This is a genomic window from Kitasatospora sp. LaBMicrA B282, assembly GCF_050325825.1.
GTDB lineage: Bacteria > Actinomycetota > Actinomycetes > Streptomycetales > Streptomycetaceae > Kitasatospora.
Genome location: NZ_JBNQTI010000050.1, coordinates 1 through 17,177 on the forward strand (window position 1 = coordinate 1; position 17,177 = coordinate 17,177).

Annotated in this window: 11 protein-coding genes; 6 read left to right on the plus strand and 5 right to left on the minus strand. The window is 71.2% G+C overall.

Going from position 1 to position 17,177, the window contains the following annotated elements:
* The 3 genes from ACQRUO_RS16385 to ACQRUO_RS16395 form a co-directional block, all read right to left on the minus strand.
* Positions 1–3,759 (minus strand): putative T7SS-secreted protein (locus tag ACQRUO_RS16385; RefSeq protein ID WP_428316649.1); only part of this gene is annotated, 3,759 nt, incomplete at its 3' end.
* On the minus strand, positions 3,759–4,331 hold the full coding sequence (locus tag ACQRUO_RS16390; RefSeq protein WP_428316650.1) for a hypothetical protein: 573 nt from the start codon (positions 4,329–4,331) through the stop codon (positions 3,759–3,761). The genes ACQRUO_RS16385 and ACQRUO_RS16390, both read right to left, overlap by 1 nt.
* Positions 4,332–4,590: 259 nt before the next feature.
* Positions 4,591–6,420: a serine/threonine-protein kinase gene (locus ACQRUO_RS16395; RefSeq protein WP_428316651.1), complete on the minus strand. Its 1,830-nt coding sequence runs from the start codon at positions 6,418–6,420 to the stop codon at positions 4,591–4,593.
* Between the two features lie 259 nt (positions 6,421–6,679).
* On the opposite strand from ACQRUO_RS16395, the gene ACQRUO_RS16400 reads away from it, so the two are divergent.
* The 5 genes from ACQRUO_RS16400 (at position 6,680) to ACQRUO_RS16420 (ending at position 13,848) form a co-directional block, all read left to right on the plus strand.
* Positions 6,680–7,324 carry a dihydrofolate reductase family protein gene (locus tag ACQRUO_RS16400; protein ID WP_428316652.1) on the plus strand — a complete coding sequence of 215 codons (645 nt, stop codon included), beginning with the start codon at positions 6,680–6,682 and terminating at the stop codon, positions 7,322–7,324.
* A gap of 539 nt (positions 7,325–7,863) precedes the next feature.
* Positions 7,864–9,774 (plus strand): ABC transporter substrate-binding protein, encoded by a 1,911-nt coding sequence (locus tag ACQRUO_RS16405; protein WP_428316653.1) that lies wholly within the window; start codon positions 7,864–7,866, stop codon positions 9,772–9,774.
* Between the two features lie 46 nt (positions 9,775–9,820).
* A complete protein-coding gene (locus tag ACQRUO_RS16410; RefSeq protein ID WP_428316654.1) occupies positions 9,821–10,765 on the plus strand; it encodes an ABC transporter permease in 945 nt (314 codons plus the stop codon).
* Positions 10,765–11,721: an ABC transporter permease gene (locus ACQRUO_RS16415; RefSeq protein WP_428316655.1), complete on the plus strand. Its 957-nt coding sequence runs from the start codon at positions 10,765–10,767 to the stop codon at positions 11,719–11,721. The genes ACQRUO_RS16410 and ACQRUO_RS16415 overlap by 1 nt, the downstream gene beginning before the upstream one ends.
* Before the next feature lie 3 nt (positions 11,722–11,724).
* Positions 11,725–13,848: a dipeptide ABC transporter ATP-binding protein gene (locus tag ACQRUO_RS16420; RefSeq protein WP_428316656.1), complete on the plus strand. Its 2,124-nt coding sequence runs from the start codon at positions 11,725–11,727 to the stop codon at positions 13,846–13,848.
* A gap of 44 nt (positions 13,849–13,892) precedes the next feature.
* On the opposite strand, the gene ACQRUO_RS16425 is transcribed toward ACQRUO_RS16420, so the two are convergent.
* Positions 13,893–14,543 (minus strand): O-methyltransferase, encoded by a 651-nt coding sequence (locus tag ACQRUO_RS16425; RefSeq protein ID WP_428316657.1) that lies wholly within the window; start codon positions 14,541–14,543, stop codon positions 13,893–13,895.
* 38 nt (positions 14,544–14,581) lie between these two features.
* A complete protein-coding gene (locus ACQRUO_RS16430) occupies positions 14,582–14,845 on the minus strand; it encodes an RBBP9/YdeN family alpha/beta hydrolase (RefSeq protein WP_428316658.1) in 264 nt (87 codons plus the stop codon).
* 193 nt (positions 14,846–15,038) lie between these two features.
* On the opposite strand from ACQRUO_RS16430, the gene ACQRUO_RS16435 reads away from it, so the two are divergent.
* Positions 15,039–16,997, plus strand: coding sequence for a phosphocholine-specific phospholipase C (locus tag ACQRUO_RS16435; RefSeq protein ID WP_428316659.1), 1,959 nt, complete (start codon positions 15,039–15,041; stop codon positions 16,995–16,997).
* Positions 16,998–17,177: the final 180 nt, after the last annotated feature.

Genomic DNA, 17,177 nt, shown 5'->3' on the forward strand with positions numbered 1-17,177 from the left:
GTAGTGCCAGTCGGTGCCGTCGGGGGTGGTGACGGTGGTGAGGCGGTCTTCGGGGTCCCAGGTGTAGTGCCAGGTGTCGGTGCGGCCGGAGAGGGTGGTGTGGCGGCGGGTGGTGACGCGGCCCTGGGCGTCGTGGGTGTAGCGGGTGCGGCCGGCGCGGGTGATGCGGGTGCCGTTGTAGGTGCGTTCGCCTTGGGTGCTGGTGTCGCGGGTGGGCCAGGTGGCGTGGGTGAGGTTGCCGGCGTCGTCGTAGGCGTAGCGCTCGCTCCAGTTGGTGGCGTGGACGGCGGTGACGCGGCCGGCGCCGTCGTGGTCGAAGCGGCGGGTGCCGGTGTGCTGGTCGTGGAGGGCGGTCAGGGTGCCGTCGGCGCGGTACTGGTAGGCGCGGTGCTGGAGGGTGGTGGGGGTGTCGGCGCCAGGGGGAGTTTGGGTGGTGAGGGTTTGGCTGGTGAGGCGGTGGGTGGTGTCCCAGGTGGTGGTGAGGGTGAGGTGCTGGGGGAGGTGGCGGGTGGTTTCGCGTCCGGCGGCGTCGCGGTCGAAGGTGATGGTGTTGCCGGCGGTGGTGAGGGTGGCCGGGTTTCCGGCCAAGTCGTGGGTGAAGGTGCTGTGGGTGGCGGTGGGGGTGGTGCGGGAGGTGCGGCGGCCCAGGAGGTCGTAGGTGTTGGTGAGGGTGCGGCCGTTGACGGTCTCGGTGAGTAGGCGGCCCAGGGTGTCGTGGGTGCGGGTGAGGTGGACGGAGGGGTTGGTGGCGGTGATCAGTCGGCCGAGGGTGTCGTGGGTGTAGTGGGTGAGGGTGCCGGCGGTGTTCTTGGTGGTGAGGTTGTCGAGTTGGTCGTAGTCGTAGGTGATGCGCTGGCCCAGGCCGTTGGTGCGGGCGGTGAGGCGTCCGGCTGGGTCGTGGGTGTAGGTGAGGGTGCGCTGGTCGAAGTCGGTTTCGGCGATGATGCGGCCGGCGGGGTCGTGGTGGTAGGTCCAGGTGAGGCCTTGGGGGTTGGTGACCTGGACCAGGCGTAGTTCGGTGTCGTGGGTGAAGGTGTGGCGTAGGCCGTCGGGGGTGGTGCGGGCGGTCAGGAGGTCGAAGTCGGTGTACTCGTAGGTGGTGGTGGCGCCGAGTTGGTCGGTGTGGGTGAGGGTGTTGCCCTCGCCGTCGTGGGTCCAGGTCTCGGTGGCGCCGTCGGGGGTGGTGCGGGAGGTGAGGTGGCCCTCCTGGCTCCAGGTCAGGTGGGTGGTTGCGCCGACGGGGTCGGTGATGGCGGCCAGGCGGCCCAGCGCATCGCGCCGGTAGCTGGTGGTGGCACCTCGCGGGTCGGTGGCGCTCAGGGCGAGTCCGGCCGCGTCGCACCGGAGGTGGGTGGTGTGACCGAGCGCGTCGGTGACCGTGGTGAGATGACCAGCACTGTCGTAGGCGAAGCGGGTGGTGGCACCGGCGGGATCGGTGAGTGAGGTGCGGTTGCCGGTGGTGTCGTAGCTCTGGTGCCAGGTGGTGCCGTCGGCCTCGGCCACGGTGAGGGGCTGGTTGAGGGTGTTGTAGGTGGCGTGGGAGCGGGCGCCGTCGGGGCGGGTGACGGTGAGCAGGTTGCCCGCCGCGTCGTACGCGAAGGCGGTGGTGCGCCCGAGCGGGTCGGTCACCGACAGCAGGCGGTGGAAGGTGTCGCGGGTGAAGCGGGTGGTGTGGCCGAGTGGGTCGGTGTGGGCGGTGATCTGGTGGCGCCCGTTGACCTCGTAGCGGTTCACGGCGCCGAGTGAGTCGGTGGCCAGGGTCAGAGCGGGGTGGTACTGGTAGCTCCAGCTCAGGTGCCCGTTCGCGCCGCCCTGGGAGGTGCAGCGGTCCTTCTCGTCGTAGGCGTAGGTGTAGCGGGAGTCGTTGCGGTCAATCCAGGCCGTCATCCGGCCCGCCTGGTCGTACTCGAAACGCAGCGGCAGGCCGGAGGAGTTGACGACCTCGGCGAGGTGGCCGTCGGTGTAGCCGTAGCGGACCAGATCCACACCGCCGGCGCGCAGCGCGGTGATGCGGAAGTCGACGACCTCGACTTCCAGGTGATAGCCGGCGGAGTGCCGGATACCCCTGGGGGTGCCGTCGTGGTCGTACTCGAAGACCAGCTGGTGACCGGCACGGTCGGTGAGCGAGTCGATGGGCGCCAGCGCCGGGTTGGCCGGGTCGACCGTGAACGTGCGAACGTGGCCCGTGGCCGGGTCGGTGACGGTATAACAGCCCTCCGCATCCACAGCCAACGGCCAGCGCGCACCGGTGACCGGCAGCGTCGGCGCACCCGGCGCCGGGTGCGGGTAGGCCAGCACGATGCCATCCGCACGCAGCAGCACCACGCCCTCGGCATCGACCTCCAACCGCTCGTCCAACGTGCACACCCACGTCGGGCCCAACCAACGCCCCGCCCGGTAATGCGAGTCGTGAGTCCGGCTGAACAACAGCGGCAACACACCCGCCAGATGCGCATCGGTCTGACTGAGCGTCATGAAACCGGTGGCCATGTCGATCGGGTCACCGTCGCACACCCGATCGCCGGGATTACGCCCGTTCACGTCCGGGTCCTTGACCGCGTCACGGCCCGCCCCGCCCGCCGCGGTGTCCTTGCCCGCGCCGTCCACGGCGGCCTTCGCCGCGTCCTCGGTGGCCGCCACCTCCCCGCCACCGTCGGTCAGCGCGCCGAAGGCCACGTTGGTGAGGAACTTGCCGCCCGCCTCGAACGGATCCGACCCCCAACCCGAGCCGACGATGCTCTTCACCACGTCGGTCGGATGGAACTCCGCGTGCACCAAACCGGCCGCCACGCTGTTCAGGTGATCCAAGTACGTCGCCGGGTGGGTGATGTTGTAGAGGTCCATCGGGTTCATGCTGCGCCCGAAGTCCACGATGTCCGCCGCACCCTTGGCCAGCCCGCCGTAGACGTGGGTCACGCCGGTCACCCCGCCCTCGGCCAGGTCGACCGAGTCCAGCTTCATCCGCTGGCTGAAACTCGGCTCCGCCGGCGCCGTTCCGGTCGCGGTCTTCAGCGCGGCAGCGGCGCTGGCGGCCGCCGCATCACGCGCCGCCCGGGCGCCGCGCAACAGGTCCCGGGCATGGGAGACCTGGCTGGTCGTCGGATCATGGAAGTCACCGGGATCGGTCGGCTTCGCCCCCGGATCCTGGTTCGCCTTCACCGCCGCGTTGTAGGACTTGATCGCCGTGTTGTAGCTGTCGACGCTCGCGTTGTAGCTGTCCTGCGCCTGCTTGTAGGCCTTCTTCGCCGCGTTGTACGCATCGATCGCCTGCTTCGCCTGATCCTGCGCCCACGTGATGGTCGTGGCGAACCCCGCCAACGCGGTCGCCGCCGCCGAACACGCATCGGCCGCCGTCAACCACAGACGCGGGTGCGGCTCGAACTTCGCCCGGAACGCATCGGCCGCCGCCCCCTGCCAGTGCGCGGAATCCATCGCCTGCAGGCCGCCGCCGGTCTCCTCGAACGCGTCGTGAAACGTGCCCAGCTTGTCCGCCGCATCCTTCACGGCCTTCGCATCACCATGCACCAGATCCTTCGGATCATCCGAATCACCCAGCTGCTTCTCACCGACCTGCGCACCCATGTCATCGGCGACGCCGTCACCGAAATTGTCGACCGCCTTGGCCGCATCATGCAGACCGACCAGGTCGAGCCCGTCACCCACCACATGGGAAACCTGATCGACAGTCTTCCCGAAACCCTTCTTCCCGTCCTTGTACAGACCCTCGAGACCGTCACCGATATCGTCCAGGACCCCCATCAGCCCTTGCCCCCCACCTGCTGCTCGATCGACTTGGCGACCATCGGGAAGCCGGGCAGCGGCATGTTGTCCACCACGTCCTTGCCCTCCGCCTTCCAGGTCGCCCTCGAGTCGGCGGCGGCCTTGTCGAACGAGGCCTTGGAGTAGTCGGCGTTCTCGACCTGGGTGTACGGGTTGTCGCCCCAGACCTGGCTCCAGGACTGGCTCTCCACCTGGTCCTGGGTGAGGTCCGGGTTGCCGATCGCCGCGTTGACCACGTCCTTGAGCACGCCCGAGGCGTACTGCTCCTGGTCGTAGTACTTGTCCGCGGACAGACCCAGCCGGGTGGCGATCTCGGTGCCGTCGTGCACCAGCGTGCGCACGCCCCAGCTCCACCGCTCGCAGAAGTCGCTGAACGCCGACCGCAGGCCCTCGTTGCCCACCTGCATGCCCGTCAGCTCCAGGCCGGAGAAGCCCCGGCCCTGTTCGGCGGCCTCGTCGATGCCCAACTTCTTCAGCTCGGCGATCGCATCGTTGATGCCCTTCGCCGTGTTGCCCAGCGCGTTCGGATCCACCTGATACGAGTCAGCCACGCCCCACCACCCCCCAGGGCACCCCTGCCCCCGTAACCCTCGGCAATCAGTTCGATACGATGATCACCTTAGTTGGTCGTGGGGACTGGGCGACGCAGAACTCGTTGCCCTCTGGGTCCTGCAGCAGCACGGCGTCGTGCTCCGCGTCCGGCCCGGGGCTGTCCAGTACTCCCGCCACGTCGGGCTCCCGCCCGGCAGCGCTGCGCCCCACCGGGTGGTGGCGGCCGGTGGGGCGCAGCGAGGGGGACCACAGGCTGGGTCAGGAGCTGACCTGCCAGGTGCTCACCGAGAGCTTGACCGCGCCGGTCTGGGGGTCGGCGCTCTCGATGGTCGCGATGGCGATGCTCTTGGTGCCGCGGTCGCGTATGCAGAGCAGTCGGCCGCCGTTCACCTGGGCGAAGCCGACGTTGGCTTCGGGCTGGGAGTCGATCGCGGCGTTGCACTGGGCCGGTGTGGATGCCGGGTCGGTCAGGACGGCGAAGTCGGAGAGGTCGTAGCCGGTCGCGCTGAAGGAGTCGCCCGCCGCGCTGCCGCCGGGGCTCTGGTGGGTCAGGTTGAGGCCCCACTTGGGGGTGTCGACGCCGGGGACCGTCTTGCCGTCGACCAGCTCGACCTGGTACGCCTCGCTGGCGAAGTCGCTGGCCGGGATGCTCAGTTCGGCCTTGCTCACCACCGGCGTGTAGCTTCCCGCGCTCGCGGCGGGCGCGCTGGGCGTGCCGCTGGCCGCGCCGGCGGGCGCGTTCGCGGCTGCACTGGCGGCGGCAGTCGTGGGCGCGGCCGGGGTGGTCGGCGCGGCCGCGGACTTCGCGGCGGCCGGGGTCTGGGCCACGGTGCCGCTGCTGCTGGTCGACTTGTCGCTCTTGGTCAGCAGCACCCCGACCAGCGTGCCGCCGAGCGCCACCACCACGGCGACGGCCAGCAGGGTCTTCCAGGAGATGCCGCCGGCCTTGGCCGGCGGCTCCGCGGGAGCCGCCGCCGGAGCCGCCGCGGGGACCGCCGCCGGGGCCGGTGCCGTTCCGGCGAGCGGAACGGTCGGCTCCGACTGCCGCAGCCGGGTGGGCGCCTCGTGGGGCGCCGGCGGCGGCACCGGCGCCGAGGTCGGCTCGGACGCACCGGGCGAGAGCGTCGTCGACAGCACGGTGGGGGTCGGCAGGTTCCTGGGCAGCTCGGCGCGCCGGGTGATCTCGTTGTTCACCGGCGCCGGCAGCCAGTCGTCGGCGAACCGCAACTGCCCGCCGACCTCGGGGTGGTTGCGGGCGATCTCGATGACCTCGGCCGGCGTGGGCCGGTCCTCGGGCGCCTTGGCCAGGCAGCGCTCCAGCAGTGCGCGCAGCTCGGTGGGCACCCCGTCCAGCTCCGGCGGCTCGTGCACCACCCGGTAGAGCACCGCGGTCTCCGGGCCCTCGCCGAACGGCTGCACGCCGCTCGCCACGTAGGCGGCCAGCGCGCCCAGCGCGAAGACGTCGGTGGCGGGGGTGACGGCCTTGCCCAGGGCCTGCTCGGGGGCCATGAAGGCGGGCGAGCCGATCCGGAAGCCGGTGCCGGTCAGCCCGGTGGCGTCGGCGGCCCGGGCGATGCCGAAGTCGATCACCCGCGGGCCGTCGGCCGCGACCAGCACGTTGGCGGGCTTGAGGTCGCGGTGCACCACGTTGACGCTGTGGATCGCCTGCAGCGCCTCGGCGATGCCGCCGAGCAGCAGCAGCACGGTGCGCACCGGCAGGGCGCCGTTCTCGCGCACCACCTGCTGCAACGAGGGGCCGGGCACGTAGGCGGTGACCAGCCAGGGGGTGTCGTCCTCGGTGCCGGCGTCGATCACCTGGGCGGTGTACAGGCCGTGGATCCGCTGGGCGTTGGTCACCTCCTGGGTGAACCGGTCGCGGAACTCGGAGTCCTCGGCGAACTCGGGGCGGACCACCTTGAGGGCCACCGGGCGGCCGCCGGGGGTGTAGGAGAGGTAGACCCGGCCCATGCCGCCGGCGCCGAGCCGTGCGTACAGCTGGTAGCCCGCCACTTCGGTCGGGTCCTCCGGCTGGAGGGGCTGGAAGGCGGGCGGCGCCGGTGCGGCGTTGCGTCGATCGTCAGCAGACATGGGCTGAGATTAGCCCGAAGGTGTGTCAGCTGTGGTGGGTGTGGCTGGGATTGATCATTCAGCCCAGCCATGTCAGATGGTGATCCGGTGTCAGAAGCGTGCCGTCCGTGCACAGACGCTGTCGCCGAATCGTCAACTCGACGAATCGCCGACTCCCCGCCGCAGGTCCCTCGCGACCGGCCGGCCGGGTCCTATGCTCACAGCGCAGGCGCGGTGGCGATCGGCGACCGCGTGCGGCCAGCGGCAGGAGGGCCCGGTCATGTCCCGCGTGCGCGTGCACAACTTCTGCGTCTCCCTGGACGGCTTCGCGACCGGCGAGGGGCAGAGCCTGGAGGCGCCGTTCGGCCACGCGGGGCAGCGGCTGCACGAGTGGTTCTTCGGCACCAGGACCTTCCGCGGCATGACCGGCGCGCCGGGCGGCAGCACCGGTGCGGACGACGCCATCGCGGCCGCCTGGAGCTCCGGCATCGGCGCCGAGATCATGGGGCGGAACAAGTTCGGGCCGCAGCGCGGGCCCTGGACGGACCACGCGTGGCAGGGCTGGTGGGGCGAGAACCCGCCGTTCCACACCCCGGTCTTCGTGCTCACCCACCACCTCCGCCCGAGCCTGGAGATGGCGGGCGGGACCACCTTCCACTTCCTCGACGCCACCCCGCAGGAGGCCCTGCAGCGGGCCCGCGAGGCCGCCGGCGACCTGGACGTGCGGATCGGCGGCGGACCCGCCACGGTGCGCGACTTCCTGGCCGCGGACCTGGTCGACCACCTGCACGTGGTGATCGTCCCGATCGTGCTGGGCCGCGGCGTCCGCCTCTGGGACGGCCTGGAAGACCTCGACCACCGGTTCACCGTCGAGTCCGTCTCCACCCCCAGCGGCGTCACCCACCTGACCTTCACCCGTCCGTAGCCGCCAGCCGCCAGCCGCCCACCGCCCGCCGGGTGGCGAACGGCGCCGCGAGGAGGCGGATCCGCCCGCCATCCGGACACCCGTGTTCCGGTCGTGGCTCCGTGTGCCCAGTGGGCCGGCCGGAGTGAGTGACGCCCGTGCACTCCTGTGACTGGTTGCGTTCCGTGAGCATCCTTGATGGAAACGTGATCGGTCGGAGTCCGTCCCGGCTCTTCTCTCTGTCCCGGATATCGGTCTAACTAGGTAGCGGAACAGGGGGGTTCGAGGTCAGGGGTACCTGGCGGAGGCGGTGGTCCCGGTGGGGCCCGCGCCGGGCCGGGCGTGCCCGGATCGTGTCGACCCCCGGTCCGAGAGCACGTCAGAACAGTGCCACGTGCGGTGACTCGATCGGCGATCTGCAAGCCCGGGCCGGCCCCGCGGGGGTGCCCGCTGCTGCGCCGGAGCCGTCGAGCCCGCGAGCGAACGCGCGATGACCGCCGTCCCGGTGACGGCGGTCGGCGGGCGTCGTCCTTCGTCGGTGGGAGAGGAGCGTGTCCAGCATGGCGATGTCGGTGGGGCCACGGAGGGTGCGGAAGGCGGCGGTGCTGCTCGCGGCGGCGGCGACCGTCGCGGCGTGCAGTAGCAGCAGTGGCGGCGGAGGCGGAGGCGGCCAGGGCGCCGGCCCGACGGGTACGCCGACCCACGGCGGGGTGGTCCGGGTCGCCGAGGCGCCGTCCACCTTCCCCAACGCGATCTGGGCGTTCGACACCCCGGCGCAGGTCACGACGGTGAACACCAGCCAGTTCCAGCAGTTGATGTACCGGCCGCTGTACTACTGGGGACTGGACGACAAGGTCTCCCTGGACGCCGACGTCTCGATCGGCAACGCCCCCACCTGGAGCGCGGACGGCAAGACCGTCACCATCCAGCTGAAGTCCTGGAAGTGGTCCAACGGCGAGCCGGTCGACGCCCAGGACGTGCTGTTCTGGATCAACATGGCCGTGGCGGAGACCGCCAACAGTGCGTACTACACGCCGCCGAACGCCTCCATCGGCGCGAAGTACTTCCCCGACGACATAGCCAGCGCCACCGCCGCCGGCCAGACCCTGACGCTGACCCTGAACACCCCGGTCAACCAGACCTGGTTCCTGGACGACGAGCTCAGTCAGGTCACCCCGATGGCGCTCGCCTGGGACCTCACCGGTCCGGGCAAGAAGGGCAGTTGCGCGACCGACGCGTTCGGGTCGGACGCCGCGAAGACCGACTGCGCGGCCGACTACGCCTACCTCAGCGCGGAGTCCATCAAGGGCGCCGACTGGGTGGGCAGCCCCATCTGGTCCGTGGTCGACGGGCCGTGGCAGCTGAAGAGCTACAACGGCAGCTCCGGCGCCTACGACGTGGTGCCCAACACCGCCTACTCCGGCCCGCAGAAGCCGTACCTGGACGAGGTCGACTTCGTCCCCTACACCGCGGACACCGCCGAGTACGCGGACCTGAAGGCCGGCAGCAGCAGCGCCAACGCCATCGACTACGGCTACCTGCCGCCCGAGGACACCGCGCCGTTCAACGCCAAGGACCCGAACGCCGGCAACCCGCTGGCCGGCGCCGGCTACTACGTGATCAACCCCACCTACCTGGACGAGATCTCGTACTACCAGATCAACTTCGCCAACGCGAACGTCGGCCCGCTGTTCAAGCAGCCGTACTTCACCAAGGCGATCCAGGACACGGTGGACCAGCAGGGCATCATCAACGGCATCTACAAGGGCTGGGGCTACCCGTCCACCGGCGCCGTGCCCGCCAAGCCGGCCGGCAACCCGCTCTCCCCGAAGAGCCAGTCCGAGCAGGCCGTCTACGACACCGCCGCCGCCAAGCAACTGCTCACCAGCCACGGCTGGGACACCGGCAGCTCCCCGGCCACCTGCACCTCGCCGGGCACCGGCCCGAACCAGTGCGGGGCCGGCATCGCGGCGGGCACCAAGGCCTCGTTCACCCTGGACTACCCGTCCGGGCAGGCCGCGCTGGACACCCTGGCGGCCGACATGCGCTCCGACGCGGCCAAGGCCGGGATCGCCATCAACACGGTCAGCCAGACCCAGAACACCATCGGCAACGAGGGCGTGGCCTGCACCCCGGCCCAGCCGGCCGGCTGCCAGTGGCAGGCGCTGCTCTACGGCGGCTGGGTCTACTCGCCCGACTACTACCCGACGGGTGACGCGCTCTTCGCCACCGGGGCCGGCCCGAACGTCTGGAGCTTCTCCGACCCCAAGCTGGACCAGCTGATCGTCAAGACCACCACCGGCAGCGACATCAACGACATGTACGCCTACGAGGACTACATCGCGGGCGACCAGCCGGTGATCTACAACCCCAACCCGCTCACCGTCTACGTGGGGGTCAAGAACCTGCACGTGGACGCGGGCGACCCGTTCCAGGGGTACGAGCCGGAGTACTGGTACTACACCAAATGACGACCGCGGCTGACCGGGTCACCGCGTCCCTCCTCGGGGGGACGCGGTGACCGCCTACCTCTTCCGTCGGCTGCTCCAGGCCCTGGTGACGGTGCTGCTGGTCACCGTCATCTCGTTCGGCCTGATGCGGCTCATGCCGGGCGGCCCGGTGCGCGCGATCCTCGGCACGCACGCCACCCCGGACAACATCGCCCACCTCACCCACCAGATGGGCCTGGACCGCCCGGTCTACGTGCAGTACTGGAACTGGCTGGACGGCCTGCTCCACGGTGACCTGGGCTTCGACTACACCCAGCAACGCCCGGTCTCCGACCTGCTGTTCAACGCGCTCGGCGCCTCCGCCTTCATCGTCGGCGCCGCGCTGCTGCTCGCGCTGCTGATCGCGGTGCCGGTGGGCATGATCCAGGCGACCCGGCGCAACACCCTGGTGGACCACGCCTTCACGGTCTTCTCCTTCGTCGCCTACGGGGTGCCGACCTTCTTCCTCGGCTTCCTGATCCAGCAGTGGTTCGAGGACGACCTCAAGTGGGTCTCGGTGCAGAACCAGGTGGCCAGCTTCGGGCAGGCGCTCACCCATCCCGAGGCGATCTGCCTGCCGGTGCTCACCCTGACCATCACCACGGTGGCCGGCTACAGCCGGTACATGCGCTCCGGCGTGCTGGACCAGATCACCCAGGAGTACGTGCGGACCGCCAAGGCCAAGGGCGCCTCCCGCAGCCGCACGCTCTACGCGCACGTGCTGCGCAACGCGCTGATCCCGATGGTCACCCTGGTGGGCCTGTCGATGCCGGCGCTGGTCGGCGGCGCGCTGATCGTCGAGTACGTCTTCAACATCCAGGGCGTCGGCCTGCTGACCACCCGGGCCGCGCTGCAGAACGACTACAGCATCACGCTCGCGGCGACCCTGGTGACCGCGGTGGCCACGGTGATCGGGTCGCTGCTGGCCGACCTCGGCTACGCGGTGCTGGACCCACGAGTGAGGTTCACCTGATGACGACGACCACCGAACCGCCGGCCGACCCGCCGACCGAGCCACCCGCCGAGCCGCCGGCCGGCCCGCCCGCCGGGGCGGCGCCGGGGATGGAACCGGTCGGACCGGGCCGCTCGTTGCTGCGGCGCGGCTGGGAGGTCTTCGCCGAGAACAAGCTGGCGCTGGTCGCCGTCGGCGTGCTGCTGGCGATCGCGGCCTTCTGCTACCTCGGCCCGCTGTTCTACCACTCGGACACCACGGTGGTGGACCTGGACGTCGTCACCCGGGCGCCGGGCGGCGGGCACCCGCTCGGCACCGACAACGACGGCCTCGACGAACTCGGCAAGCTGATGGTCGGCGGCCAGACCAGCCTGGAGATCGGGCTGGCCGCCGGGCTGATCGCCGCCTTCGCGGGCGCCGTCTACGGCGCGGTGGCCGGCTACCTGGGCGGCTGGATCGACGCCCTGATGATGCGCGTGATCGACTCGCTGATGTCGTTCCCGTTGATCTTCCTGCTGATCTACCTGAGCAGCGTCTACGGGAAGAGCAAGACGATGCTGATCCTGGAGGTCGGTTTCACCTCCTGGTTCGCCATCACCCGCCTGGTCCGCGGCGAGGCGCTGGCCGTCAAGGTGCGCGACTACGTCGCCGCCTCCCGGATGATGGGGGCCGGCGGCCCGCGGATCGTCTTCAAGCACATCCTGCCGAACACCATCGGCACCACGATCGTCAACACCACGTTCGCGATCGCCGACGCCGTCTTCGCGCTCTCCACCCTCAGCTACATCGGGCTCGGCCTCCAGGCGCCCAACAACGACCTGGGCGGCATGCTGGACGTCGGCACCAGCTTCGCCACCCAGGGCTACTGGTGGATGATCTACCCGCCGGCCGCGCTGATCATCCTGATCATCCTCTCCTTCAACGTGATCGGCGACGCGCTGCGCGACGCCTTCGAAACCCGTCTGCAGAAGCGGTGAGCCGTGGCACTCCTCGAACTGATCGACCTACGGACCGAGATCCGGCTGAAGCACTCGGTGGTCCACGCGCTGGACGGGATCAGCCTCAGCGTGGACGTGGGGGAGACCCTCGGCATCGTCGGTGAGTCCGGCTGCGGCAAGACCATGACGGTGATGTCCATCATGCAACTGCTGCCCAACGGCGGCCAGGTGGTCGGCGGCCAGGTGCGGCTGGACGGGCGGGACCTGCTCACCCTCACCGACGACGAGATGGACCGGGTCCGGGGCAACGAGATCGGCATGATCTTCCAGGACCCGACCACCTCGCTCAACCCGACCATGACCATCGGCCGGCAGATCTCGGAGTCGGTGCGGATCCACCGCGGAGTCTCCAAGCGCGAGGCGCACGAACGTGCGGTCGAGGCACTGTCGTTGGTGGGCATGCCGAGCCCGGCGCAGCGGGCCGGGGTCTACCCGCACGAGCTGTCCGGCGGGATGCGCCAACGCGCCATGATCGCCATGGCGTTGGCGAACGAGCCCAAGCTGCTGCTCGCCGACGAGCCGACCACCGCGCTGGACGTCACCATCCAGAAGCAGATCCTGGAGCTCATCGACGAGTTGAAGGAACGGCTCGGGATGGCGGTCATCCTGGTCACCCACGACCTCGGGGTGATCGCCGGGCGGGCCGACCAGATCGCGGTGATGTACGCGGGGCAGGTGGTGGAGACCACCCGCACCGAGGCGCTCTACGCCAACCCCCGGCACCCGTACACCGAGGCGCTGTTCGCCTCGCTGCCCGAGCGCGGCGCGGCGTCCGGCGAACGGCTCTACTCGATCCCGGGCCTGCCGCCGGACCTCACCGCCCCGCCGACCGGCTGCCGGTTCGCCCCGCGCTGCCGGTACGCCACCGACGCCTGCCGGGCGAGCGAGCCGCAGCTGACCGGGGAGCTGCCGGGCCACCGGTACAGCTGCTTCTTCCCGGTCGGCGCGGTCGAACTGCCCTCCGGCGCAGCGGAACTGCCGTCCGCGGCGCCCGCCCCCGAGCCGGTGGCCGCCGCGGGCCCGCTGCGGGTCACGGTGCCGGCGCAGCCGGGCCCGGTGGACGCGGTGGACGCCGTGGACGCGGTGGACGGGCGGCCGGCGCCGGCCGAGCCGCTGCTGCGGGTGGAGGCTCTGGCCAAGGAGTACCCGGTCACGGCCGGCCTGGTGCTGCGCCGGGCGGTGGGCGCGGTCAGCGCGGTGGCCAACGTGGACCTGACCGTCGGCCGGGGCGAGACGGTCGGCCTGGTCGGCGAGTCCGGGTGCGGCAAGACCACGGTGGGCAAGCTCATCGTCGGCCTGGAGAAACCCACCGGCGGCCGGCTGCTCTTCGCCGGGCAGGACCTGGCACGGCTGCCCCGGACCGAGCGGCGCCGGCTGCGCCGGGACGTGCAGCTGATGTTCCAGGACTCCTACGCGGCGATGAACCCGCGGATGCCGGTGCGGTCCATCATGCGCGAGCCGCTGGACATCCACCAGGTCGGCGGTTCGGCCGAACGCGAGGGCCGGATCCGGGAGTTGCTCGACGTGGTGGGCCTGCCCGGCAGTGCGCTGGAGCGCTATCCGCACGAGTTCTCCGGCGGCCAGCGTCAACGCATCGGCCTGGCCCGGGCGTTGGCGCTGCAGCCCAAGCTGATCGTGGCGGACGAGCCGGTCTCGGCGCTGGACGTGTCGATCCAGGCGCAGGTGCTCAACCTGATGCGGGACCTGCAGGGCGAGTTCGGGCTCTCCTACCTGTTCATCTCGCACGACCTGTCGGTGGTGCGCTACCTGGCCGACCGGATCGGGGTGATGTACCTGGGCAAGCTGGTGGAGGTCGGGCCGGCCGAGTCGGTGTACGCGTTTCCGGTGCACCACTACACCCGCGGTCTGCTGGACACCATCCCGGTGGCCGATCCGCTGGTGGAGAAGGCCAAGAGCCGCCACGGCGTGGCCGGTGAGCTGCCCTCGGCGATCGACCCGCCCTCCGGCTGCCGGTTCCGCACCCGGTGCGCGGCCGCCCAGCAGCTCTGCGCGACCACCGAACCGCCGCTGCGGGCCTTCGGCGCGGCAGGCCACCTCGCGGCCTGTCACTTCCCGTTGCACCCCCCGGTCGCCGAGCCGGCCTGACGGGCTCAGGCCCCCGGGCCCCGGTCGTCGGTCGCCGGTGCGGTTCAGGCGCCGGCGGCCGGCCCCGGGGCGTCGTGGCGCCGGGTGCCCACCACGCTGCTGAGGTCCGCGGCCAGCCGCAGCTCGGCGGCGCGCAGGGCGGGGTGCTCCAGCCAGTGCAGGCGGGCGGTGTCGGGGCGTCCCTCGTGCAGCGGCGGCCAGCCGGTGGCGGGGGTGAAGTCGTCGACCACCACCGTGCCGCCGGGGTTCAGCAGTCGGACCGGGTCGGCCGCCGCGCCGCCGTTCTTGCCCTGGCCGCCGCCGTCCAGCACCAGCAGGTCGAACGGCCCGTGCCGGTGGAGCTCGGTCCAGTCGCCGTGGACCACCGTCACCTGCGGCTGGTCGGCGAAGACCGCGGCGGCCACCGCGGCCCGCGCCGGGTCCCGCTCCACGCTGACCAGCTGCACCCCGGGCGGTGCGCCGGTGGCCAGCCAGGCCAGGCCCACCCCACAGCCGGTGCCGCTCTCGCCGATCCGGCCGGCCGCGCCCTGGGCCAGGGTGCGGATCAGCAGCCCCTGTTCGGGCCGGCAGGAGTGGTCGAAGCCGTGCGCCTCGGCAGCCGCCAGGGCGCGGCGGACCAGCGGCGGCAGCTCGGCTCCGCTGGACCTGGCGGGGCCGGCGAGCGCCAGGTGGGCGGCGGTGCCGTGCAGTGACATACGGGATCCTCCTGGCCGACCGGCTGGTTGATGATCCGTCAACTCGTCAGTTCGGCCAGCAGTTCCCGTCCCTGCGGCCAGTCGCCCAGCCCGGATTCGGAGTTGACGTGCCCCAGCGCGCCGACCTCGACCAGCCGCGAGCCCCAGCCGGCGGCGAACGCGCGGGAGCGCTCGATGCCGGCGTACGGGTCGTCGCTGCTGGCCACCACGATGCTGGGGAAGGGCAGCGGGGTCAGCGGGATCGGGCCGAAGGCCTTCAACGCGGGGTGCTCCTGGATCAGGACGGTGGGCTTGATCATCATGCGGCGGAGTGTATCCGCTGACGTTCGGTCAAGCTGAGTAGTGCTCATGATGTGGCCGACATGTACAGACACCTCAACCGCTGTCCGCGGGTCTTCCGGTGTTCACCCTCCGCTGGAATCATCCCTACCCGGAAGTAAGCGACCGGCGAGTACGACCCCCCTCGGCCAACTCCGCTCCCTCCCAGGAGGACCCGTGTCCCCGCTCTCCCGCCGCGCCCTGCTCGGCTCGGCCGCCGCCTCCGGTGCCGCGCTCGGCCTCGGCGCGCTGCCCGGCGCCGTCCAGCAGGCGCTGGCCGCGCCCGCGTCCCCCGGCACCCTGGACGACGTCGAGCACGTCGTCGTGCTGATGCAGGAGAACCGCTCCTTCGACCACTACTTCGGCACCCTGAACGGTGTCCGCGGCTACGGCGACACCTCCCGGGTCCGCTTCCCCGGTGGCTCGGACGTGCTGCGCCAGAAGCTGCTCGGCACGGTGGGCGGCACCGACCTGCTGCCCTGGCACCTGGACACCTCGACCAGCGACGCCCAGCGGATCTTCGACCTGGACCACTCCTGGAACGGCACCCACAGCGCCTGGGCCAACGGGCAGTGGAACAACTGGGTGCCCGCCAAGTCCTGGTACACCATGGGCTACTACCGCCGCCAGGACATCCCGTTCCAGTACGCGCTCGCGGACAACTTCACCCTCTGCGACCAGTACTTCTGCTCGGCGATGACCTCCACCGACCCGAACCGGCTCTACCTCTGGTCCGGGACGATCGACCCGGGCGCCACCGGCGGCGGCCCGGCCACCGACAACACGAAGTCCGGTTTCACCTGGACCACCTACCCGGAGCGGCTGCAGGCCGCGGGCATCTCCTGGAAGGTCTACCAGCAGCAGGACAACTTCGACGACAACGCGTTGGCCTGGTTCAAGTCCTTCCAGACCGCGCCCACCGACTCCCCGCTCTACCAGCGCGGCATGGCCCGGGCCGGCGCCGACGACTTCGCGAACGACGTGGCGGCCGGCCGGTTGCCCGCGGTCAGCTGGGTGGTGGCCCCCACCGCGCAGTCCGAGCACCCCAACTACCCGCCGGCCCAGGGCGCCGACTTCACCGCCTCGGTGGTGCTGAACGCGCTGGCGGCCAACCCGGAGGTGTGGGCGAAGACGGTCGTGCTGCTCAACTACGACGAGAACGACGGCTTCTTCGACCACGTGGTCCCGCCGGTGGCGCCGGACGGCACCCCGGACGAGTTCGTGGGCGGCCAGCCGATCGGCCTCGGCCCGCGGGTGCCGATGATCGTGATCTCGCCGTGGAGCCGTGGCGGGCGGGTCAACTCGGAGGTCTTCGACCACACGTCGGTGCTGCGCTTCCTGGAGAACTGGACCGGGGTCCGGGAGCCCAACATCTCCGCCTGGCGGCGCACCGTCTGCGGTGACCTGATGTCGGCCTTCGACTTCACCACCAGCGACCGCAGCTTCCCGGCGCTGCCGGACACCAAGCAGTTGCTGGCCGACCTGGCCCAGCAGGACAAGCTGCTGCTGCCGCCGCTCTTCCCGCCGGTCGTCCAGCAACAGCCTCAGGTGGAGCCGGGGGACCGGCCCGCGCTGCCGACCGGCTACCGGTTCGGCTCCTCCTCGCGCACCGACACCGGTACCGGGCAGCTCTGGATCACCCTGGACAACCTGGGCACGCTGGGCGCGGGCCTCTCGATGTACGCGGTGAACTTCCGCCAGTTCGGGGCCTGGCGCTACACCCTGCCGGTCGGCGGCAGCGTCAGCGACTTCTTCAGCGCGCTGGGCGTCAGCGGCGGCCCGTACGACATCGACGCGCACGGACCGGACGGCTTCCTGCGCGGCTACAAGGGCGACGTGCGGACCTGGAGCGACGGCGGCAAGGGTCACCCGGAGGTCTCCTCGGTGGAGGCGCCGGACGGGGTGCGGCTCACCCTGACCAACCAGGGCGGCCGGCCGGTGGTCTTCACCGTCGGCCCCAACACCGCCACCGGCGCCACCGGTTCGGCCCCGAGCACGGTGACGGTGGCGCCCGGCGGCAGCGCCGAGCAGGTGCTGGCGGCGACCGCCGCCGGGCGGTACGACTACGCGGTGACCGCCGACACCGGGGACGGCTTCGAGCGGCGGTTCGCCGGGCGGCTCCAGCCGCAGTCCTGAGCCGACGTCAGTCCTGGGCCCGGCGTTAGTCCTGAGCTGGCGTCAGTCCTGAGCTGGCGTCAGTCCTGAGTCGGCCTCAGTTCCGGCCCAGCCCGGCCCGGGGGGGGGGGGGGGGGGGTTTTATCTCCCCATTTCTTCCACCCTCCCCCCTCGCCCCTTTCCCCCCCCCCCGCCCCCCCC

What these genes read in the sequence shown, in the direction of transcription:
- ACQRUO_RS16395 (WP_428316651.1), bottom strand. Translation starts at nt 6,420, where the DNA reads ATGTCTGCTGACGATCGACGCAACGCCGCACCGGCGCCGCCCGCCTTC.
- ACQRUO_RS16400 (WP_428316652.1), top strand. Translation starts at nt 6,680, where the DNA reads ATGTCCCGCGTGCGCGTGCACAACTTCTGCGTCTCCCTGGACGGCTTC.
- ACQRUO_RS16405 (WP_428316653.1), top strand. Translation starts at nt 7,864, where the DNA reads ATGGCGATGTCGGTGGGGCCACGGAGGGTGCGGAAGGCGGCGGTGCTG.
- ACQRUO_RS16415 (WP_428316655.1), top strand. Translation starts at nt 10,765, where the DNA reads ATGACGACGACCACCGAACCGCCGGCCGACCCGCCGACCGAGCCACCC.
- ACQRUO_RS16425 (WP_428316657.1), bottom strand. Translation starts at nt 14,543, where the DNA reads ATGTCACTGCACGGCACCGCCGCCCACCTGGCGCTCGCCGGCCCCGCC.
- ACQRUO_RS16430 (WP_428316658.1), bottom strand. Translation starts at nt 14,845, where the DNA reads ATGATGATCAAGCCCACCGTCCTGATCCAGGAGCACCCCGCGTTGAAG.